The 21,933-nt window shown below is 69.1% G+C and carries 17 protein-coding genes and 2 pseudogenes; 10 read left to right on the plus strand and 9 right to left on the minus strand.

The window, feature by feature from the left end; translation table 11 throughout:
- Nucleotides 1-4: 4 nt before the first annotated feature.
- Together gyrA and gyrB are read right to left on the minus strand one after the other, a co-directional pair.
- Nucleotides 5-2,524, minus strand: a complete 2,520-nt coding sequence (gene gyrA, locus EG812_RS19795; protein ID WP_013730701.1) for a DNA gyrase subunit A — start codon at nt 2,522-2,524, stop codon at nt 5-7.
- A 129-nt stretch (nt 2,525-2,653) separates the two neighbouring features.
- Nucleotides 2,654-4,600, minus strand: coding sequence for a DNA topoisomerase (ATP-hydrolyzing) subunit B (gene gyrB, locus EG812_RS19800; protein WP_013736613.1), 1,947 nt, complete (start codon nt 4,598-4,600; stop codon nt 2,654-2,656).
- Nucleotides 4,601-5,141: 541 nt separating this feature from the next.
- Between gyrB and EG812_RS19805 the strand changes: the two genes are divergently transcribed.
- Nucleotides 5,142-5,723 (plus strand): hypothetical protein, encoded by a 582-nt coding sequence (locus EG812_RS19805; RefSeq protein WP_013736612.1) that lies wholly within the window; start codon nt 5,142-5,144, stop codon nt 5,721-5,723.
- 14 nt (nt 5,724-5,737) lie between these two features.
- Here EG812_RS19805 and EG812_RS19810 read toward each other — a convergent pair whose 3' ends face one another.
- From EG812_RS19810 to EG812_RS30320, 6 genes and pseudogenes are all read right to left on the minus strand, one after another.
- Nucleotides 5,738-6,340, minus strand: coding sequence for a DciA family protein (locus EG812_RS19810; RefSeq protein WP_126712433.1), 603 nt, complete (start codon nt 6,338-6,340; stop codon nt 5,738-5,740).
- Entirely contained in the window at nt 6,330-7,463 is a 1,134-nt protein-coding gene (recF, locus tag EG812_RS19815; protein WP_013736610.1) for a DNA replication/repair protein RecF, read from the minus strand. Before recF ends, EG812_RS19810 begins: the two co-directional genes overlap by 11 nt.
- Nucleotides 7,464-7,479: 16 nt before the next feature.
- Complete coding sequence (gnd, locus tag EG812_RS19820; RefSeq protein WP_013736609.1) at nt 7,480-8,352, minus strand: phosphogluconate dehydrogenase (NAD(+)-dependent, decarboxylating); 873 nt, start codon at nt 8,350-8,352, stop codon at nt 7,480-7,482.
- 38 nt (nt 8,353-8,390) lie between these two features.
- Nucleotides 8,391-9,524, minus strand: a complete 1,134-nt coding sequence (dnaN, locus tag EG812_RS19825) for a DNA polymerase III subunit beta (RefSeq protein WP_043722439.1) — start codon at nt 9,522-9,524, stop codon at nt 8,391-8,393.
- Nucleotides 9,525-10,289: 765 nt separating this feature from the next.
- A pseudogene (gene dnaA / locus EG812_RS19830) lies at nt 10,290-11,483 on the minus strand (chromosomal replication initiator protein DnaA); the annotation flags it as partial.
- 317 nt (nt 11,484-11,800) lie between these two features.
- Nucleotides 11,801-12,113: pseudogene (locus EG812_RS30320) on the minus strand (DnaA N-terminal domain-containing protein); the annotation flags it as partial.
- Between the two features lie 645 nt (nt 12,114-12,758).
- Between EG812_RS30320 and rpmH the strand changes: the two are divergent.
- The 9 genes from rpmH (at nt 12,759) to EG812_RS19875 (ending at nt 20,947) form a co-directional block, all read left to right on the plus strand.
- Nucleotides 12,759-12,896 (plus strand): 50S ribosomal protein L34, encoded by a 138-nt coding sequence (gene rpmH / locus EG812_RS19835; protein WP_013736606.1) that lies wholly within the window; start codon nt 12,759-12,761, stop codon nt 12,894-12,896.
- Nucleotides 12,897-12,930: 34 nt separating this feature from the next.
- Nucleotides 12,931-13,344, plus strand: a complete 414-nt coding sequence (gene rnpA, locus EG812_RS19840) for a ribonuclease P protein component (protein WP_013736605.1) — start codon at nt 12,931-12,933, stop codon at nt 13,342-13,344.
- Nucleotides 13,345-13,388: 44 nt separating this feature from the next.
- A complete protein-coding gene (gene yidD / locus EG812_RS19845) occupies nt 13,389-13,628 on the plus strand; it encodes a membrane protein insertion efficiency factor YidD (protein ID WP_204292969.1) in 240 nt (79 codons plus the stop codon).
- A complete protein-coding gene (yidC, locus tag EG812_RS19850; protein ID WP_013736603.1) occupies nt 13,629-14,606 on the plus strand; it encodes a membrane protein insertase YidC in 978 nt (325 codons plus the stop codon).
- Between the two features lie 213 nt (nt 14,607-14,819).
- The gene (locus EG812_RS19855; protein ID WP_013736602.1) at nt 14,820-15,392 is read left to right on the plus strand and encodes a Jag family protein; all 573 of its coding nucleotides are present in this window, start codon (nt 14,820-14,822) and stop codon (nt 15,390-15,392) included.
- Between the two features lie 100 nt (nt 15,393-15,492).
- On the plus strand, nt 15,493-16,203 hold the full coding sequence (gene rsmG / locus EG812_RS19860; RefSeq protein WP_126712434.1) for a 16S rRNA (guanine(527)-N(7))-methyltransferase RsmG: 711 nt from the start codon (nt 15,493-15,495) through the stop codon (nt 16,201-16,203).
- A 245-nt stretch (nt 16,204-16,448) separates the two neighbouring features.
- On the plus strand, nt 16,449-17,723 hold the full coding sequence (locus tag EG812_RS29335; RefSeq protein ID WP_126712435.1) for a ParA family protein: 1,275 nt from the start codon (nt 16,449-16,451) through the stop codon (nt 17,721-17,723).
- A gap of 27 nt (nt 17,724-17,750) precedes the next feature.
- Nucleotides 17,751-18,761, plus strand: a complete 1,011-nt coding sequence (locus EG812_RS19870; protein ID WP_126712436.1) for a ParB/RepB/Spo0J family partition protein — start codon at nt 17,751-17,753, stop codon at nt 18,759-18,761.
- Nucleotides 18,762-19,987: 1,226 nt separating this feature from the next.
- Entirely contained in the window at nt 19,988-20,947 is a 960-nt protein-coding gene (locus tag EG812_RS19875) for a hypothetical protein (protein WP_126712437.1), read from the plus strand.
- Here EG812_RS19875 and EG812_RS19880 read toward each other — a convergent pair.
- Complete coding sequence (locus EG812_RS19880; RefSeq protein WP_043722426.1) at nt 20,934-21,926, minus strand: D-alanine--D-alanine ligase family protein; 993 nt, start codon at nt 21,924-21,926, stop codon at nt 20,934-20,936. The two genes, EG812_RS19875 and EG812_RS19880, sit on opposite strands and share 14 nt — an antisense overlap.
- Between the last annotated feature and the right edge of the window lie 7 nt (nt 21,927-21,933).

A 21,933-nucleotide genomic window follows, 5' to 3' on the forward strand; every position in this document is an offset into this window, starting at 1 on the left:
TCAACTAGTCCTGTTCGTCAGGCTCGTCGGCATTGCGAGCAATCGCCACGATAGTCACGCCATCCGGAAGGTCCATCAGCTTGACCCCCATTGTGTTCCGGTCACGCGTACGGCGTACAGGCTTCACCGGAGTCCGGATGACGCCACCGTTGCTGGTGATGGCGAACAGCTCGTCGTCCGGGTCGATCACCACAGCGCCGACCAGACCACCGCGCCGCTCGGTAATCTTCGCAGTCAGCACACCCTTACCTCCCCGGCCCTGCACCGGGTATTCCTCGATCGGGGTACGTTTCGCGTATCCACCGTTCGTGGCCACCAGAACGTCCAGGCCCTCCCGGACGACCTCCATGGCCAGCAACTCGTCCTCATCGCTGAACCGCATGCCGATCACACCCGAGGTGGCCCGACCCATCGGCCGCAACGCCTCGTCGGTCGCGTTGAACCGGATCGCCTGGGCGTTCTTCGACACCAACAGCAGATCATCGGTGGGACCGACAAGCGCAGCACCGACCAGCTCGTCCTCATCGCGCAGGTTGATCGCGATGATGCCGCCGGACCGGTTGGAGTCGAACTCCTCAAGCCGCGTCTTCTTCACCAGGCCGTTCTTCGTCGCCAGGACCAGATAGGGAGCCACCTGGTAGTTCGGAATCTCGATGATCTGCGCGATCTGCTCGTCCGGTTGGAAGGCGAGCAGGTTCGCCACGTGCTGACCCTTGGCCACCCTACTGGCCTCAGGAAGCTCGTACGCCTTGGCCCGGTAGACGCGCCCCTTGTTGGTGAAGAACAGGATCCAGTCGTGCGTCGAGCAGACGAAGAAGTGGCTGACGATGTCGTCCTGCCGCAGCGTCGCACCGCTCACACCCTTGCCGCCGCGCCGCTGCGAGCGGTACAGGTCGACCTTCGTCCGCTTGGCGTACCCGGTCCGGGTGATCGTGACGACCACGTCCTCGCGGGCGATGAGGTCCTCCATCGAGACCTCGCCGTCGAACGGAATGATCTTCGTACGCCGCTCGTCGCCCCACTTCGCGACGATCTCGCCCAACTCCTCCGAGACGATCCGCCGCTGCCGCTCCGGCTTGGCCAGGATGTCCTTCAGGTCGGCGATCTCCAGCTCCAGCTTGGCCAGGTCGTCGAGGATCCGCTGCCGTTCCAACGCCGCCAGCCGGCGCAGCTGCATGTCCAGGATCGCGGTCGCCTGGATCTCGTCGATCTCCAGCAGCCGGATCAGACCCTGCCGGGCGTCCTCCACCGTCGGTGAACGCCGGATCAGCGCGATCACCTCGTCCAGGGCGTCCAGCGCCTTGGACAGACCGCGCAGGATGTGCGCCCGCTCCTCCGCCTTACGCAGCCGGAACGCCGTCCGCCGCCGGATCACCTCGATCTGGTGCTCGACGTAGTAGCGGATGAACTGCGCCAGGTTCAACGTGCGCGGCACGCCGTCGACAAGCGCCAGCATGTTCGCGCCGAAGGTCTCCTGAAGCTGGGTGTGCTTGTAGAGGTTGTTCAGCACCACCTTCGCGACCGCGTCGCGCTTGAGCACCAGCACGATCCGCATACCCGTACGCCCGGAGGACTCGTCCCGGATGTCGGCGATGCCGGCGAGCTTGCCCTCCTTGATCAGCTCGGCGATCCGCTCGGCCAGGTTGTCCGGGTTCACCTGGTACGGCAGCTCGCTGACCACCAGCGCCGGGCGCCCGCGCTTGTCCTCCTCGACCTCGACCACCGCGCGCATCCGGATCGAACCACGGCCGGTCCGGTACGCGTCCTGGATGCCCGACTGGCCGACGATCAGACCGTGGGTGGGGAAGTCCGGGCCCTTGACGATCTCCAGCAGCGCTTCGAGCGTGGTGGCCTCGTCCGCCTCCGGGTGCTCCAGGCACCACTGCACCGCCGCGCCGATCTCCCGCAGGTTGTGCGGCGGGATCTTGGTGGCCATACCGACCGCGATGCCCTCGGAACCGTTGATCAGCAGGTTCGGGATCCGCGACGGCAGGATGGTGGGCTCCTTGGCCCGGCCGTCGTAGTTGTCCTGCAGGTCGACGGTGTCCTCGTCGATGTCCCGCAGCATCTCCATCGCCAGCGGGTCGAGCTTGCACTCTGTGTACCTCATGGCGGCAGCCGGATCGTTACCGGGCGAACCGAAGTTGCCGTTGCCGTCGACCAGGGGGTAGCGCAGCGACCACGGCTGGGCCATCCGGACCAGGGCGTCGTAGATGGCCGAGTCGCCGTGCGGGTGGAACTGACCCATCACGTCACCGACGACGCGGGAGCACTTCACGTAGCCACGGTCGGGCCGGTAGCCCGAGTCGAACATGGCGTAGAGAATCTTGCGGTGGACCGGCTTGAGCCCGTCCCGGACGTCCGGCAGCGCCCGCCCGACGATCACGCTCATCGCGTAGTCGAGGTAGGAGCGCTGCATCTCCACCTCGAGCCCGACCGGCTCGATCCGGTCGTGCGAGACGACGGCGGCCAGCGCCTCGGGGACCTCGGGCTCGTTGGGTGTGGACTCGGGGGATTCGGTCACTGTTTACCCTTATCAGACTCAGAGTCGTTTTTGTGCTGTGGATAACAGCTGTGGATAGCGGCCAAGCTGTGGATAACTCTGTGGACCGGCGGCCGGTTCGGATCAGCTCCGCACCGGCCGCCGGGCCCGTCAGATGTCCAGGAAGCGGACGTCCTTGGCGTTGCGCTGGATGAACGAGCGGCGAGCCTCGACATCCTCACCCATCAGCACGCTGAACAACTCGTCGGCGGTGGCGGCGTCGTCCAGAGTGACCTGGCGCAGGGTACGGGTGGCCGGGTTCATCGTGGTCTCCCACAGCTCCGGGTAGTTCATCTCGCCGAGGCCCTTGAACCGCTGGATGTCGTCCGGCTTGGCGTTCGGCTTCTTCTGCTGGCGCAGCGCGATCAGCCCGTCGCGTTCCCGGTCGGAGTACGCGTACTGGGCGTCGTCGCCCTTCTTGTTCCACTTGATCTTGTAGAGCGGCGGGGCGGCGAGGTAGACGTGGCCCAACTCGACGAGCGGGCGCATGAACCGGAACAGCAGGGTGAGCAGCAGCGTCTGGATGTGCTGACCGTCGACGTCCGCGTCGGCCATCAGCACCACCTTGTGGTAGCGCAGCTTCTCCATGTCGAAGTCGTCGTGGATGCCGGTGCCCAGCGCGGTGATCAGCGCCTGGACCTCGTTGTTCTTGAGCACCCGGTCGATGCGGGCCTTCTCCACGTTGAGGATCTTGCCGCGGATCGGCAGGATCGCCTGGGTACGCGGGTCGCGGCCCTGCTTGGCCGAGCCGCCGGCCGAGTCGCCCTCGACGATGAAGACCTCGGATTCGCGCGGGTCGGTGGACTGGCAGTCGGCCAGCTTGCCGGGCATCGAGCCGGATTCCAGCAGCGACTTGCGGCGGGCCAGCTTGCGGGCCTGCTGGGCGGCGATGCGGGCGCGGGCGGCCTGGGACGCCTTGGTGATGATGATCTTCGCCTCGGCGGGGTTGCGGTCCAGCCAGTCGACCAGCCGGTCGTTGCAGACCCGCTGGACGAAGCTCTTGACCGGGGTGTTGCCGAGCTTGGTCTTGGTCTGACCCTCGAACTGCGGGTTCGTCAGCTTGACCGAGATGATCGCCGCGAGACCTTCGCGGATGTCCTCGCCGGAGAGCTTCTCGTCGCCCTTGAGCAGCTTCTTGTCGGCGCCGTACCGGTTGACGACGCTTGTCAGCGCGGCCCGGAAGCCCTCCTCGTGGGTGCCGCCCTCGTGGGTGTTGATGTTGTTGGCGAAGGTGTAGACCGATTCGCCGTACGACTCGTTCCACTGCATCGCGATCTCGAGCGACATGCCCTCTTCCTCGGCACCGAACTCGATCACCGTCTTGTGCATCGGGCTCTTGGAGGCGTTGAGGTGCCGGACGAAGTCGGCGATGCCGCCGTCGTACTTGAAGGTGACCTCGCGAACCTTGCCGTCCTCGCCCTCGGCGACCCGCTCGTCGAGCAGGTGGATGGTGAGGCCACGGGTGAGGAAGGCCATCTCCTGCAGGCGCCGGTAGATGGTCTGGAAGTCGAAGTCGGTGGTCTCGAAGACGTCCGGGTCGGGCCAGAAGGAGACCGCCGAGCCGGTGCGGTCGGTCGGCTCACCCTTCTCCAGCGTGCTCGGCTTGGAGTGGTCGTACTGCTGCCGCCAGACGAAGCCGTCCTTGTGGATCTCGACGGCCATCCTGGTGGAGAGCGCGTTCACCACGGAGACGCCGACGCCGTGCAGGCCGCCGGAGACGGCGTACGCCTTGCCGTCGAACTTGCCGCCCGCGTGCAGCACGGTCAACGCGACCTCGACACCCGGCTTCTTGAGCTTGGGGTGCAGGTCGACGGGGAAGCCACGGCCGTTGTCGGTGACCCGGACTCCGCCGTCGGCGAGCAGCACCACGTCGATGGTGTCGCAGTGTCCGGCCAGGGCCTCGTCCACCGCGTTGTCGACGACCTCCCACACCAGGTGGTGCAGACCGCGTTCGCCGGTGGAGCCGATGTACATACCGGGCCGCTTGCGGACCGCCTCCAGCCCTTCGAGGACGGTGATCGACTCGGCCCCGTACTGCTGATTTTCCTGCGCTGCCACCCTCGGCCACTTTCTCGCACCCGAGCGTGCCGTCAGGCACGTCGAGCGCGGGTTCGGCGGACAGGGCGCGACGTCGGCACGCGGACCGGTACCTGGCACAATTCCGGGGTACGGGCCGAACGCGCCGGTCGCCGCGGTTGCCCGCGGATCGCGATCGGCTCGACCCGAGTCGGACAATGTTCGGGGGCCCGCACCGGGCCCACGAAGCGTCGCTCCGCACCGGGTCTTCGTCTCACACCAATCTTACTGTGCGCGGGCGATAGAACCACCACTCGGCACCCCTTCGCGGCGGCTCAGATTCACGTAGCGGGCCGAACCGCGCCGTCTGCGACTCCCCCTACACGCCAAGGCATGATCAGCCGATCTGCCGCGTGACGGCGATCCAGGCCGGGGGTCCGACGGTCGCCGAGAGTGAGCCGGTACCGTCCACGGCGGGCGTTTTCCGGCACACGGGTCAACGGTCGGCCTTGATCTTTTCCGGTCGGAACCGGACGATCGACCCGATCGACTCGACCTGTGCTTGTGGAGAGGTGGACAGCAGATGGGGCTGGACAACGTCGCGGTCCAGTGGCCGCGGACCGGCCGCTTCTACGACCCGGTCGCACCGGCCGAGTTCGTCGACTTCGGCGAAATCGTCGATGTGCCGGGGATCTCGGCCCCGACCGCTGCGCTCGCGGAGCTGATCGCGAAGACCGGCACCGTGCGGGCCACCGCGTACACCGAGGTGGTGGATCTGATCCTCGGTCTGGACGGGGTGCTCTACGCCACCGAGGCGGCGGCGGAGGACGAGGACCCGGTGATCGACCCGGACGGGTGCGCCTGGATCGCCAGCGGCATCGAGCGGTTCGTCGCCGCGCACCGGCCGCACGGTGAGGCGGTCAGCTTCGAGTCGGTCGGTGTGGTGCTTCGTTCGCTGTTGTCCGACGGCCGCCTGGCCGAGCAGCAACTGCGCTGGCTGGACAGCCGGCTGGAGGCGTTGCGCGACGACAGCGGGGCCGCCCCGCAGTGGACCTTCACCTGTGCGGAGCTGAGTGTGGTGGCGGCCTTCTACCGGCGCTGTGCCGACCGGGGCTTCGCGGTGTACGCCGAGTCGGCGGCGCCGCGACGGGCCGCCCAGTCGTAGTTCGGCGGCCCGGGTCAGCCGTAGGTGTCGCGGGGGCCTCGACCGCGTACGCGGCGGGGCCCTCGGGACCAGGACGGCGCGGCCGGGCCGTGGATGTGCAGTCTGCGGACGACGTTGTGGCCGATCTCACGGCCGATCTGTTGCAGCAGTGAGCCGGCGAGCAGGCGCAGTTGGGTTGCCCAGGCGGTGGAGCGGGCTTCCACGGTCAGTTCGCCGTTCTCCAGCTTGACCGGGCGGCTGTGCTGGGCCACCTCCGGCCCGACGACCTTCTCCCAGGCACCGAAGACGGTCGCCTCGGCGGCGGGCTGTTGCCAGCCGCGCGCCTTGACCAGCCGGTTGAGCACCGCGCCGAGTGGTTGCGGGTCGCGGGGGTCGGGTCCGGGGCCGGAGTAGCCGCGGAGTCGCCGCTCACCGCCGGTCCCGTCGGTCGCGCGGCGGGGTCGTGCGGTCGCGGCCCGTCTGGCCTTCGCCGCGTCCAGCACCGCGCGCGCCAGTTCCGGCCCGGAAACCCCGTCCGGTACGTCGGGGGTCTTCGCGTCGGCCGGATTGCCGGACGCCGGACGCCGGGCTGCGGCCCGGTCGCCGTCGTTGCGGGGGTTCGTCGACTCATCCGGCACGTCGCACCGTTCCCTCCGACACCTCGTACCGGGCACCGCGGAGGGCGTCGGGCACATCGTCGGCGACCGCGCAGGTCACCAGGAGTTGGCTCGCTCCGCCGACCAGGTCGGCGAGTCGGTCGCGGCGGCCGGCGTCCAACTCGGCGAAGACGTCGTCGAGGACGAGGACGGGTTCGATGCCGTCGTTGCGGAGCAGGTCGTAGCCGGCGAGCCGGAGGGCGAGCGCGTACGACCAGGATTCGCCGTGGCTGGCGTACCCCTTGGCGGGTAGCGGGCCGAGGTTGAGGGTGAGGTCGTCGCGGTGCGGGCCGACCAGCGTGGTGCCGCGTTCGATCTCGGCGGAGCGCTGCTCCTCCAGGGCGGCGGCGAGCACCTTGGCGAGGGTTTCCCGGTCGGTGGTCGGCTCGGTGAGTTCGACCGACGGCCGGTAGGCGATCGCGGCCGCGCCGCGCCCGGCGGCAACCGCGTCGTACGCCTTGGCCACGTGCGGGGTGAGCGCGGCGACCAGTTCCAGCCGGCCGGCGAGCAGTTCGGCGCCGTGCCGGGCGAGGTGGGTGTCCCAGACGGCAAGCGTCGACAGGTCACCGCCGCGGGTGCCGCCGGTCTTGCGGGCCAGGTACGCGGTACGCAGCAGCGCGTTGCGTTGTTTGACCACCCGGTCGTAGTCGGCGCGTACGCCCGCGTAGCGGGGTTGACGCAGCACCAGCAGGTCGTCGAGGTAGCGGCGGCGTTCGGCGGGGTCGCCCCGGACGAGTTCGAGGTCTTCCGGGGCGAAGAGCACCAGCCGTAGCGCGCCGAGCACGTCGCGGGCGCGGCGGGCCGGGGATCGGCCGAGTCGGGCCCGGTTGGCCTTGCCGGGCACGATCTCCAACTCGACGAGCAGTTCCCGGCCCTCGTGTACGACCGCGCAGCGGATCACCGCTGCGGTGGCACCCATCCGCACCAGCGGGGCGTCGGTGGCGACCCGGTGCGAGTCCAGGGTCGCCACGTAGCCGAGCGCCTCGACCAGGTTGGTCTTGCCGACACCGTTGGCGCCGATGAGGATGTTCGGCCCCGGTTCGAGGTCGACACCGACCCGCTCGTACGAGCGGAAGTCGACAAGTTCGAGCCGGCGGACGTACACGGGGGCCGGGTGCCGGTCAGCGCTTGCGGACGGCGTGGCCGCCGAACTGCTGGCGCAGCGCGGAGACGGCCTTCAGGGCCGGCGACTCGTCCTGACGAGAGGCGAACCGGGCGTACAGCGAGGCGGTGATGACGTGCAGCGGTACGGCGAGGCGGACCGCCTCGTCGACCGTCCAGCGGCCTTCGCCGGTGTCCTCGGTGTAGTCGGTCAGCTGGGCCAGTTCCGGGTCCTCGTCGAGCGCGCGGTCGAGCAGGTCCAGCAGCCAGGATCGTACGACGGTGCCTTCCCGCCAGGACTTGATCACGCCGGGCACGTTGGTGACCAGCTCGGAGGCGGTCATCAGCTCGTAGCCCTCGGCGTAGGCGTGCATCAGGCCGTACTCGATGCCGTTGTGCACCATCTTGGCGTAGTGGCCGGCGCCGACCGGGCCGGCGTGCACGAATCCGAAGTCGCCCTCGGGCTTGAGCGCCTCGAAGATCGGCATGAGCCGGTCGACGTGTTCCTGGGAGCCGCCGACCATCAGGCCGTAGCCGTTCTGCCGGCCCCAGACGCCCCCGGAGACACCCACGTCGACGTAGCCGATGCCGCGCTCGTTGAGCCGTTCGGCGCGCGGGGCGTCGTCGCTGAAGCGCGAGTTGCCGCCGTCGATGATGATGTCGCCTTCGCCGAGTACCTCGGCCAGTTCGTCGATGGTGGCGTCGGTGACGGCGGCGGGCACCATCACCCAGACCGCGCGGGGGGCCGCCAACTTCTCGGCCAGTTCCGACGCGTTCGCGACGTCACTCAGCTCCGCGTTGTGGTCAAGACCGACCACCTCGTGTCCGGCGGCGCGCAGTCGCTCGCGCATGTTGCCGCCCATCCGACCGAGGCCTACCAGGCCGAGCTGCATCTCGTCGTTACCTTTCGTGGGGTGCTGGTTCTCTGCGATCAGCGGGACACGCGGATCGGCATGATGAGGTACCGGTACCCACCGATGAGCTCGCCATCCTCGCCAGCTGGGGAAATGACCGCAGGCTTGAAGGCGTCGACGAACTGGAGCACGGCGAACTGCGCGCCGAGGTTTGCCAGCCCGTCGATGAGGTATTGCGGGTTGAAGCCGATGGTGAGTGGCTCGCCGGTGAAGGTGGCCTCCATCGCCTCGCTGGCCCGTGCCTCCTCGGTGCCGCCAGCCTCGACGACCAGCCCGTCGGCGCTGAAGCTGAGCAGCACGGGGGTGGTGCGTTCGGCGACCAGGGCGACTCGCTTGACGACCTCGATGAGGGTGCTGACCGGCACCCGGGCCTCGGCGTTGTGGCTGGCGGGGAAGAGCGAGCGCACCGGCGGGTAGTTGGCGCCGTCGAGCAGGCGGCTGGTGGTGCGCCGGGTGCCGCCGGAGAATCCGATCATGCCCTCACCGGCTGCGCCCTGGGACAGGGCCATGGTGACCTGGCCGCCGACCGGGCCGAGGGCCTTGGCGGTGTCGTTGAGGGTGCGGGCCGGCACCAGCGCGTTGATGCTGATCTCCGGGTCGTCCGGGTTCCACTCCATCTCGCGCAGGGCGAGGCGGTAGCGGTCGGTGGCGAGCATGGACAGGGTGCCACCGGACAGCTCGACGCGTACGCCGGTCATCATCGGCAGCGTCTCGTCCCGGCTGGCCGCGACGGCCACCTGGGCGACGGCGGCGGCGAAGGCGGCGGCGTCGATCGTGCCGGCGCTCTCCGGCATCTCCGGCAGGGTCGGGTAGTCCTCCACCGGCATGGTGGGCAGGGTGAACCGGGCGCTGCCGCAGACCAGTTCGAGGTGCGCGCCGACTGCGGCGATGTCCACCGGCTTGCCGGGCAGTGCCTTGGTGATCTCGGCCAGCAGGCGGCCGGAGACCAGCGCGGCGCCGTCGGCGTCGCCCTGCACCTCCACCGTCACCTGGCTGGAAACCTCGTAGTCGAAGCCGGACACCTGCAGGGTGCCGTCGGTGACACGGAGCATCACGCCGGCCAGCACCGGTACGGACGGCCGGTTGGGCAGGCTCTTTGCGGTCCAGGCCACGGCCTCGGCGAGCGCGTCGCGCTCCACTCGGAACTTCATCAATGCCTCCGCGTCGACGTCGACGTCGTCAACTCTCTCATGCCGGCTGCTGCCCACCGACCCGCCTGGCGTGCGGTACCCCTCGCACCTTAGGGCGCGTGGGTATCGGCTGTGCGTCCGACCCCGTGGATCGTGTCGGTGCTGACGACTGAGTTCGGCAGCAATCGAACGATCCACAGGAAGTCCAACGGTGATGATTGGTTTTCGTTCTTTCAGAAGAGATAACTCATCGTCTTCATCGCACCTGTGCAAACTGTGGAGAACCCTCATCTGCCCAGGTCAGCGGGTTATCCACCGGTGGTTTTGCTGTGGAGAACCCGGGGTACAACTGGGCCCTCGGTCCACAGGTGGGTTCGGTGTCCCCAGTTGTCCACCGCTGTCCACTGGTTATCCACCGGTTATCCACCGACTTTCTCCCCAGCCCTGTGGATCGGGGTGGCCGGCGCGACGCCGGTTTTCCCCAGAACCTTCAACAGCTTCCTCACAGGTGGGTCGTCCGCGGTGGACAGAGCGAACGGTTGTCCCCAGGCGTCCACAGGCGTCCACAACGTTGTCCCCAGCTTTTCTCCACAGCCTGTGGGTAACCGGCCATATGCAGTGCGTGGTTGTCCACAGGCTGTGGGTGACGAGCTGTGGACAACGAGTGGGAACCTGTGTGGTCACGGCCTCGATGCTGTGGTCTACACCTCGTCGAGAGTCAACCCGCCGGGCACCAGAAAGCCCGGCCGGGTGGTCCCAGCCGGGCTCGTACGGGCGCGTACGCCCTCAGGTGTTCTGCTTGATCCGGTTGGTCAGCTCGGCGATCTGGTTGTAGAGCGAGCGCCGCTCGGCCATCTGCTGCCGGATCTTCCGGTCGGCGTGCATGACGGTGGTGTGGTCCCGGCCACCGAACGCCTGACCGATGCGGGGCAACGACAGGTCGGTCAGCTCGCGACACAGGTACATGGCCACCTGACGGGCGTTGACGAGCACCCGGGAGCGGGAGTGGCCGCGCAGATCCTCCAGGCTGACGCCGAAGTAGTCGGCCGTGGAGACCATGATCTGGTCGGCGGTGATCTCCGGGCCGGCGCCGTCCGGGATGAAGTCCCGCAGCACCTCCTCGGCCAGCGACAGCTCGACGCTGGAGCGGGTCAGGCTGGCGAAGGCGGTGACCCTGATCAGGGCCCCCTCCAACTCCCGGATCGAGTTCGACACCCGCGAGGCGATGAACTCCAGCACGTCCGGCGGGGCGTACAGCCGCTCCTGCGCCGCCTTCTTCTGCAGGATCGCGATCCGGGTCTCCAGATCCGGCGGCTGGATGTCGGCCAGCAGACCCCACTCGAAGCGGGTCCGCAGCCGGTCCTCCAGCGTGGCGAGCTGCTTCGGCGAGCGGTCGGAGGTGATCACGATCTGCTTGTTGGCGTTGTGCAGCGTGTTGAAGGTGTGGAAGAACTCCTCCTGGGTCCGCTCGCGGTTCTCCAGGAACTGGATGTCGTCGATCAGCAGGATGTCGACGTCGCGGTAGCGGCGCTGGAAGGCGCTTGTCTTGTCGTCCCGCAGCGAGTTGATGAAGTCGTTGGTGAACTCTTCGGTCGAGACGTACCGGACCGAGCGGGCGTTGCCCAGCGTGGTGGCGTAGTGCCCGATGGCGTGCAGCAGGTGGGTCTTGCCCAGCCCGGAACTGCCGTAGATGAACAGCGGGTTGTACGCCTTCGCCGGTGACTCGGCCACCGCGACGGAGGCGGCATGGGCGAACCGGTTGGACGAGCCGATGACGAACGTCTCGAACATGTACTTCGGGTTGAGCCGGTTGCCGCCGCTGTCCGCGCCGGCGGGCAGTCGTCGGTCGTCCCGGCTGCGATGGTCCGTGCCGCTGCGACCGGGACCGCTGTCGGTGCCCCCGCCGTCGCCGGGCAGCGAGCGGATCACGTGCTGGTCGCGGGGGGAGACTCCGGGGTCGTCGCCGTACCGGCCGGCGAATCCGCGCGGGCCGGGGTTCGGCGGATCCAGCTGGCCGGCCTGGTCGGCGAAGCCGAGTCGCTGGGGTTGCCGCCGCGCTTCGCCACCCGAGCGGCCGGGCTCGACGAAGGCCGCGCCGAAGAGGGTCTCCTGGCCGTCGGCCACGGGCGGGCCGGTACGCGGACCGCCGTCGGCGACGTGCGGAGTCTCCGGTACGGGTCGGTCGAACCGGTGGGGGTGGTGCTGCTCGGGAATGAGCGGAAGCTGCTGGCGGTCGTCGGTGGTCGACCCCGACTCGGCCGGGCCTGCGTAATCGACCGGGCCGCCGTCGTGAACGGCCGGCCCGGTTTCTGCGGCGCTGTGGTAGACGGTGCCCTCGGTACGGCCGTCCTCGGGTAGCCGAACGGTGACCGCTACCTGGATCGGTCGGCCGAGTCTGCGGGTGAGCGCCTCGGTGATGGCCGGTCGCAGTCGGGATTCGATCACGTCTCGGGTGAACGCGTCGGGCACGGAGAGCAGCACGGTGTCCTCGACGATGGCCCGTAACCGGGTCAACCGCAGGTACGCCCGCTGCTGCGCGGAGATGATCTCGTCGGCGAGTTCATCCGTGGTCGCCGTCCACACCGCGGCAAGGTCGGTCGTACCGGCCACCGTCGTGCCACCCCCTCGCCTCTGCTCCCGGATGCCGCCGTTCCCCCGGCCATCCGGAGGTCCAGTGCCGGGTAGGTGTGACCGGTAGCCCACCCGTCGTCCCACCCGGTCGTTCTCCACAAGTTATCCACAGCCTGTGTGCCGACCGATTGTGGCCGCCTGCCGGGCATGGGTCGGACCTACCCCTGCCATGGCCGGGTGCTGAAGCGGGGTTCACCGTGCCGAACGATTCACCACCGTGTCCGGTCTTGCCCTGCCGGCGACATCCGGACCTGGAGACGCTGACCGCAATCGGGCACGGTAACAGCGTTGTCGCCGCATCATCAACCGTCGACGCGCCCGGTGCCTTGTCGGCATCAGTGAAATCCACCGCTTCGGTCGTACTTCACCGCAGGTAAACCGTACGGGTAGGTCGGTTTGACGGTGATTGCACCCCGACCTACGCTGGAGGGGCTGCTCTCACGCCCTCTGCTAGGGTGATGGGTGCTCGCTGCCTGTGGGGGCTCCCGGTGTTCTTGAGATGCCGCGGAGTGTGCGCTCGTCGCACCGTCCGGGCAGCACCGATCGAGGCCGCCAGCGCGGCGGCCTGGACCACCACGACCTCGGCGGTTGAAGCCGTGGCCGTCCGACAACGGAGAGCCTGACGTGAGCAAGCGCACCTACCAGCCGAACAACCGCCGGCGCGCGAAGACCCACGGCTTCCGGCTGCGTATGCGCACCCGGGCCGGCCGCGCCATCATCTCGACCCGTCGCGCCAAGGGTCGCGCCCGCCTGTCGGCCTGAGGCCGACCGGGCCCGCTCCCGGGGACTGGCAGTCGTGCTGACAGCCGCGCAGCGACTGCGGCGCAGCAGCGACTTCGCCGCAGCGGTCCGCAGTGGCCGTCGGGCTGGTCGGGGCACGGTGGTCGTGCACCTGACACTGCCGGACACAACCGGAGGCACCCCAGACGTAGCGCCGGAACCGGTGCGGGGCGGCACGGAGGAGAACTCCGCGCCGGTGTCCCGTGCCGGTTTCGTGGTTTCCAAGGCCGTCGGGCCGGCAGTGGTCCGGAACAAGGTCCGCCGTCGGTTGCGGCATCTGGTCCGGGAGCGGCTGTCGGAGCTGCCGGCCGGAAGCACCCTCGTCGTACGGGCCCTGCCGGCTGCCGCCGAGGCCACGTACCAGCGGCTCGGTGCTGACCTGGGCGACGCGCTGCGGGCCGCTCGGACCAGCCGGGGACGGCGACGGTGAACACCGAACCGAAAACGGGTCGTCCGGCTACCCTCGGTGCCCGGATGCTGGCCCTTCCTATTATCGCGTACCGTCGGTGGATAAGTCCGGCGCTGCCGGCCCGCTGTCGGTTCTACCCGTCGTGCAGTGCGTACGCCTTGGAGGCGGTAACCCGACATGGCGCGCTTCGGGGAGCCGGTCTGACGGTCCGGCGGCTGTCGCGCTGCCATCCATTCAATCCTGGTGGATACGACCCGGTGCCGGTGCCGGGCGACCGCCGAGCTGCCGACGTGACTGGAGCCTGAGTGTTTAGTCTCGACTGGATCTACTACGCGATCTCGTGGATCCTGCTGGCCTGGCATTCGGCCTGGGACGCCATCGGGGTCCCGGAGACCGCGGTCCTCGGTACCAACTGGTCGTGGATCCTCGCCATCATCTTCCTGGTGGTCACCGTTCGGGTGATCCTCTTCCCGATCTTCGTCAAGCAGATCAAGTCGCAGCGGGCGATGCAGGCGCTTCAGCCGCAGGTCAAGGCCCTGCAGGAGAAGCACAAGGGTGACCGGGAGACGCTCCAGAAGGAAATGATGGAGCTCTATCGGAAGGAAAAGGCCAACCCGTTGATGGGCTGCCTTCCGATGTTCCTCCAGATCCCGGTGTTCCTCGGCCTGTTCCACGTGCTGCGTCGCCTCAACCCGGACCCGGCGAAGGCCAACAAGGACATCTACGGGTGGACGGTCGAGCAGTTCAACAGCGCCTCGGACGCGACGCTGTTCACCGCCCCGATCGCCAGCAAGTTCGGTTCGACCGCGGCGGAGCTGGCCCAGCTTGGCGCGAACGGCACCACCGTCAAGGTCATGGCCGGCATCCTGGTGCTGGTGATGATGGGCACCACCTACCTCACCAGCCGCCAGATGATTCTCAAGACGGGCTGGGCGGAGGACCCGCAGCAGCGGATGATCCAGCGCCTGATGCTCTACGGCATCCCGCTGTCGCTGCTGATCTCCGGCGCGATCTTCCCGATCGGTGTGATCATCTACTGGGTCACCAACAACCTCTTCACCCTCGGCCAGCAGCAGTGGGTGCTGCGCAAGTTCCCCCCGCCGGTGACCGCCACCAGCAAGCCGGGCACCGGTGCTCAGCCGGCGAAGACCAGCGGCCTGTTCGGCCGTAGCAAGCCCGCGCCGGCACCGACCAAGCCGGCCACGCCGAAGGTCGCCGGCCCGAAGCCGGGTGCCAAGCCGGCCAACCCGAAGAAGGGCCGCCCCGCCAAGCGGCAGGGCTGAACCGTCCGGGCCGTCGCCGGGAAGCCGGCGACGGCCCCTCGCATTGGCGTGCAGCCGCCGGAAGGTCGGCGCCGCAAGCGCGAAGCGCCGCGCAGGTCGCGGTGAACGGGCGAAACTGCCCTACAGACGTGCCCGTGGGCACCGGTGACCTCCCGCCGGCCCCGGGGAACCAGCGGACCGCAGGTCCAGCCGAGCGAGTACGGAGATGACACCGTGACCGACACCAGCATCCCCCGCGCCGACCAGTCCTTGGACGACGAGCCGACTGCGGCGGCTCCGGTCGACGGCGAGCCCGAGGAGACCGAGACTGCGCCGGCCAAGGGCGACGGCGACCTTTTCCGGCAGAGTGAGATCGCAGCCGACTACATCGAGGGGCTCCTCGACATCCTCGACTACGACGGCGACATCGACGAGTTGGTGTCGGGTGGTCGCCCGGTGGTCGAGGTGGTCGGTGGCCGTCTGCAGAACCTCGTCGGCCAGCGGGGTGCCACCCTCGAAGCCCTCCAGGAGTTGGCCCGGCTCGCCGTGTTCCGGCAGACCGGCTCGCCGAGCCGGCTGCTGCTCGACGTGGGCGGCTACCGGGCCAGCCGGCGCAAGGAACTCGCGGCGGTGGCGCGTAACGCCGTCGAGAAGGTCAAGGAGCACGGCGAAGCGGTGCGGCTGGAGCCGATGTCCGCGTTCGAGCGCAAGTGCGTGCACGACGTGGTCAACGCGATCGACGGGGTGGAGAGCGAGTCCGAAGGTGTCGAGCCCAACCGGCGGATCGTCGTCCGCCCCGCGGACTGAGCGGGTGTACGGAGACGACCTCAGGGGTGGTGTCCCGACCGGCCCGGGTGGTACGCCGCCCGGGCCGCCGGCTGTCCGCCCCGACAACCCCGATCCGGCTGTGGCACTGTTGCCGCCGGAGCTGGCCGAGGCGGCCGGGCGACTTTTCGGTGCCCGCCTCGACCTGGCTGCCGCGTACGCCGAACTGCTGGCCACCGACGGCGTGGTGCGCGGCCTGATCGGGCCGCGCGAGGCACCTCGGATCTGGGACCGGCACCTGCTGAACTGCGCGGTGGTGGGTGAGCTGATCCCGACCGACGCCACCGTGATCGACGTGGGATCCGGTGCCGGACTGCCGGGACTGGTGCTCGCCATCGCCCGACCCGACCTACAGGTGACGCTGCTCGAACCGCTGGCGCGCCGTACCGCCTTCCTGACCGAGGCAGTGGACGCACTGGGCCTGGAGGACTCGGTTCAGGTGCTGCGCGGGCGGGCCGAGGAGGTCGCGGCGGGACCCGATCCGGTACGGGGTGACGTGGTGACCGCCCGCGCGGTGGCACCGCTGGACCGGCTCGCCGCCTGGTGCCTGCCGCTGGCGGCACCAGGCGGTCGACTGCTGGCTCTCAAGGGTGCCTCGGCGGCCGACGAGATCGTCGAGCATGCTCCTGCGGTGCATCGCCTCGGTGGTGCGGAACCGGTGCTGCACCGCTGCGGTGAGGGCATCGTCGAACCGCCCACCGTCGTGGTGGAGATCGTGCGGGATCGTCTGGTGGGCCCGACGCCTCGGGGATCGGCCAAGAAGTCCCGAGGGAGCAGGTCCCGCCGCCGGTGAGGGTGCGCCTCACGTCTCTGTCCAAACAGTCACGGATGTGGGTGTTGCACCGGCGGGTTACGAACCCAACATGGACCGGCCACGCCCATGGGCCGTAGGCTGGCCGCGCGTCGATAGTGTGGAGCGGGCGGCGATGGATCTTCTTCCGGGCCTGCCGCTCCTGCCGGGCGAGACCTCTGCGGGACAGCGCGAGTGGCCCGGTTGGCGGGTGCGGACCGACCATCCGAAGCGGGCAGGGATGACAGGTGCATGACGACGGTAGGTATGACGATCCGCGCGTGACCGGGTCGGCGAGCGACCCTGTTTCACGTGAAACCGAATACCCGGGCTGGCGACCTTCCGAGGGCGCTCAGAACCCGCCGGCCGCTCGCGGCGAGGCCTCCGTACCGGACGCCCCGTGGCCTCGCGGCGGTGCGGTGAACCCGGGTGCTTCGGATTCGGGGACTCGGCCGGGCAATGCGAGTCCCGAGGCGCGCGTGATTCCGATCCGTCGAAACAGTTCGGCGTCGGCACCCTTCGAGCCGGCATCGCCGCACCAACAGATGCCGGATCCGCGGCCTGCGTCCGACACGCCCGCCGGGCCCTACGAGCCGGCAACCCCCGAGGCCGCGTACGTTTCACGTGAAACCCCGACGCGCGAAGAGGATGACCCACCGTTGGCTATGGAGGCGATGCGCGCCGTGCAGATCCTGAATCCCAGTGGCGAGGTGACCATGCCTCGGCCGGAGCGGACCCGGGTCATGTGTGTCGCCAACCAGAAGGGCGGCGTGGGTAAGACCACGACCACGGTGAACCTTGCGGTGGCACTCGCCCTGCACGGCAACCGGGTACTGGTGGTGGACCTCGACCCGCAGGGCAATGCCTCCACCGGGCTCAACGTGCCGCACCACACCGGCGTCCCGGACGTGTACGACTGCCTGATCAACAGCGTGCCCCTGGAAGAGGTGGCCCAGGCGGTCGAGGGCATCCCGAACCTCTGGTGCGTACCGGCCACGATCGACCTGGCCGGCGCCGAGATCGAACTGGTCTCCGTGGTGGCCCGTGAGTCGCGACTGGCCCGTGCCATCGCCGCCTATCCCGGGCACTTCGACTACGTCTTCATCGACTGCCCGCCGTCGCTGGGCCTGCTGACGGTGAACGCGTTGGTGGCCGCCCAGGAGGTCCTCATCCCCATCCAGTGCGAGTACTACGCGCTGGAAGGGCTGAACCAGCTGATCAACAACATCAACCTGGTCCGCCAGCACCTCAACCCGCGGCTTGAGGTCTCCACGATCCTGCTCACCATGTACGACCGGCGTACCCGGCTCGCCGACGCGGTCGAGCAGGACGTGCGGAACCACTTCGGCGACAAGGTGCTCCAGGCGGTGATTCCGCGTAACGTCCGGGTCTCCGAGGCACCTAGCTACGGCCAGTCGGTGATGACCTACGATCCCGGATCGCGGGGGGCGACGAGCTACTTCGAAGCCGCCCAGGAGATCGCCGAACGGGGCGTCAAGGAGCCGGTGAGCCGGAATGCGTAGTGCGGATGAGGCGCTGGGAGGGGTGGCATGAAGAACCGTCCTAGGGGCGGTCTGGGACGGGGCCTGGGTGCGTTGATCCCGACCGGACCGGCACCGGATGCTGGTGCCGGCTCCGCCGCGATCCCGACCGCGCCGAGCGTGGCACCTGCCGTCGACGCGCCACCCACGGTGTCAGTGCCGGCGCCGGCGATCACGCCTGATCCGATCCTGAGCCCGGTGCCCGGCGCACGCTTCGCCGAGATTCCGGTCGACTCGATCGTGCCCAACCCGAAGCAGCCTCGGCAGGTATTCGACGAGGAGGCGCTGGAGGAACTCAAGACCTCGATCCGGGAGGTCGGCTTCCTCCAACCGATCGTGGTGCGCCAGCTCGACGACGAGAAGTTCGAACTCGTCATGGGCGAGCGGCGGTGGCGAGCCGCCCAGGCGGTCGAACGGGAGACCATCCCGGCGATCGTCCGGGACACCCGCGACGACGCGATGCTCCGCGACGCCCTGCTGGAGAACATCCACCGGGCCAACCTGAACCCGCTGGAGGAGGCTGCGGCCTACCAGCAGCTGCTGGAGGAGTTCGGGGCGACCCACGAGGAGTTGGCTCGCCGGATCGGCCGCAGCCGGCCGCAGATCTCCAACACCATCAGACTGCTGAACCTGCCGGCCCAGGTGCAACGGCGGGTCGCCGCCGGGGTGCTCTCGGCGGGACACGCGCGGGCGCTCCTGAGTCTGGAAGACCCGCAGGCCCAGGAGCAGCTTGCGCTGCGGATCGTGGCCGAAGGTCTGTCGGTACGAGCGACAGAAGAAATCGTCGCGCTCTCGCTGAGCGAGGGGGCGGGCAAGAAGGAGACGGCGAAGCGCCGGGCCAAGCCGCACGCACCTGGCCTCAACGACCTCGCCGATCGGCTCTCCGACCGCTTCGACACCCGCGTCAAGGTCGACATCGGGCGGAGCAAGGGCAAGATCACCATCGAGTTCGCCACGGTGGACGACTTGGAGCGGATCGTCGACCTCATCGGAGTCAACCGGGAGCAGGCGGAGGGCTGACCGCTCAACTCCAGTCTCCATGTGCAACGGCCGCACGCTTCTTCGGAAGGTGCGGCCGTTTGCATTGGATGCCTGCGTTTCACGTGAAACGGGATGCCGCCTGCCTTCACCACCGACACAGTTGGTCAGGAGGTTTGCGTCTGGATTCGGCCGGAGTCACTTGATCAACGCGGCGGGCGACGCGTGGAGGGTGATCGGTGTCGCGCCCGCATCGGTTCCCGCTTCGCTGCGCACCGCCCCCGGCGCCTCGGCGGGTATGCCGGGGCAGCGGCCGTGGCTCCTGGTGCGGCCGGATGCATTTCTGTTGTTGCCCTACAAGCCTGGCCCTTCCGGCTGAAAGCGCGCCACCAGACGGTTCTACGCCCTCTGGACCCCGCTGTGCCCTGGAGAAGCCCGAGGACACCCCGAGGCTGGGGCGGATGATCCTGACGCCGCCGCATCGACTACAGAGGGCGGAACGGCTATGAAGGGGGATGCGGCGGGGCGCAGGCGTTCGTGGCCGGCCGGCGTTTAGCGTCAAGGAGGCAACTGCCGCCTGACGACCGGACACCAGCCCGGCTGTAGCTCGGCTTCCGCGCTGCCCAAGTGGAGGTGCAAGCAGTTGCTGGTCCGGCTGCCGTCACCGGCCAAGATCCGACCGATGACGATCCCGGCGTCCGCCTCGGCTGGGACACGGAGACACCCACAACTGCCGAGTCGCCGGCCGGGCCCCCACGACAGCGACGGAGTTGTGTGGCAGCGGGGAAAGCTGAGCTGCCGACCTCACCCCCGGTGGTTTCGTCCTCCTGCTGGCGCTTGTCCAGTCCAGGTAACTCGGATCAGCGTTCACCGGTGGTCGAAGACTTCGAGCCACAGAGCGGTTTCCGAGATCGGCGGGGACAGCGATGCCACGCGTCTCATCCGTCACCGGGCCGCGCTGAGCGTGGTTCGAAGGAGGCACGGTTTCACGTGAAACGTCGCCGCCTCGCGGGCCGCCCGGACCCGATGTCCACAGCCAGTCGAAGGCCTAGATGTTATCCACACCCGTTATCCACAGCCCGTCGTTGTTTCACGTGGAACACGGACCGAAATCCCTTGTCGAAGCAGGGCTCGCAGGTATGACCGGAGTGTCGGAGAGCCTGTGGATATCCCTGGGGACAACCGTTGGTTCGGCCTGATCTTCGCCCGCTGAGGCGAACTCGATTCGGGTAGGGACAGCGGTGCCGGACTCGGTTAGGGTCAGCCTCGTGCCCGACACCCCTCCCTCAGTCCCGGACTTCACCCAGTGGCCGTCTTTTCCCTTCGAGGGTGACCTGCGGGTCAAACACCTCGACGACCCGGTCCCGGTCGAGCCGCCCCGCAAGGGCGAAGCGCACCGCGAATGCACCGCCTGTCAGGCGCCGGATGACGCCTACATCTGGGTTGGTGAGCGGTGGCGCGTACGTGCGATGGATCGTCCCACCGGCCTGCCGATGGTTCTCATCCTGGAATCCCGGTCGCACCTGGATCTCGGCGACCTACCCAACCTGCTCGCCGCCGAGCTGGGCGTGATGACCGTACGACTGGAACGCGCCATCCGGTCGTTGGACGGGGTGGCCCGGGTGCACGTCAACCGCTGGGGTGATGGGTCGGCTCATCTGCACATGTGGTTCCTCGCCCGGCCGTACGGACGGCTTCAGTTGCGAGGCACCTTCCTCTCCCTGTGGGACTCGATCCTGCCGCCGATCTCGGAGGCGAAGTGGCGGGAGAATCTGGCCCTGGTGGCGGCCTGGCTGGCCGAGTTCGGTGGACGCCCGCTCGCCGAGCCGCCCCGCATCCAGTGGCAGGCCCCGTCCAGCCTCGCCGCGCAGTCAGCGTCGACCGAGAACGAACCGACCGAGGGCGGGTCGCTGCTGGACGCGATCGGAGAGACAGCCGACCCACCCGACGCGCCGGGCGGCGTTCCGGCGGCCCCCGCCGACGATGAGGCAGCTTCCACGGCGCAGACCGCCACGGCCCCGGCCGAGTCGTCGACGCCGCCGGGACGCAGCATTGCCGAGCAGGAGGGCGACCACGCCGACGACCCCCCGGCACAGCAGGACGAGCCGAGCGGCGAAGCGTCGGGCATCGAGGCGCCGAGCGGCGAGGCCACTGCGGGGCCTCCGCAGGCGAGCGAGGTGGCTGAGAAGCAGGAGGGCGTACCGCCTCAGGCGGTCACCGGCGGGTGACGGCGCGGGCGACCAGGGAGCCGATCACCCGGCCGAAGTCCAGCCCGGCGGCCTGCACCGCCAGCGGCAGCAGCGAGGTCTCGGTCATGCCCGGGGAGACGTTGACCTCCAGGACATGCGGCAGCCCGGCCGAGTCGACGATGAGGTCCACTCGGCTGAGGTCGCGGAGACCGAGCGCGGTGTGGGCGGCGAGCGCGACCTCGCCCACTTTCTCGGCGACCGCCGGTTCCAGGCGCGCCGGCGTGTGCCAGGTGGTCCGGCCCGCGGTGTAGCGCGCCGCGTAGTCGTAGACGCCGTTGCGGGGCACGATCTCGACCGGCGGCAGCGCCTGGGGGCCGTCGCCCAGGTCGATGACGGAGACCGCGACGTCCATGCCGGAGACGTACCGTTCCACAAGCGCCGTCGGGTCGTACGCGAAACAACCGACCATGGCGGCCGGCAGCGCCGCCGCGTCCCGGACCACGGCGGCGCCGAGACCGGAACCACCCTGGGCAGGCTTCACCATCAGCGGCAGCCCCAGCCGGTCCACGATGCGATCCAGCACCGCAACCGCGCCCAGCTCGCTGAACCGGTCGTGCGGCAGCGCGACCCAGTCGGGAGTGGCGATGCCCGCTTCCCGAAGCACCGCCTTCGCCGACGGCTTGTCCCAGGCCAGCCGGGAGGCCCGCGCGTCACAGCCGACGTACGGTACGCCGCAGAGGTCGAGTACGCCACGCAGCGAGCCGTCCTCGCCGGTGGCACCGTGCAGCGCGATCACCACGGCGTCCGGCGGGTCGGCGGCCAGCGCCGGCAGCAGAGCCACGTCGGCGTCGCGTAGCTCCGCCTCCACCCCGACCGATCGCAGCGCGTCGAGCACCCGGCGGCCCGAGCGCAGCGATACGTCCCGTTCGTACGACAGGCCACCGGCGAGCACGACCACGTGCAGGTCATCGGCGGTGGGACCGGACACAGGCGTTTCTTCGGCAGCGGCAGAACCCATGCCGGGC

Origin of the sequence: Verrucosispora sp. FIM060022, assembly GCF_003977705.1 — a bacterium.
GTDB classification, from domain to species: domain Bacteria; phylum Actinomycetota; class Actinomycetes; order Mycobacteriales; family Micromonosporaceae; genus Micromonospora; species Micromonospora gifhornensis.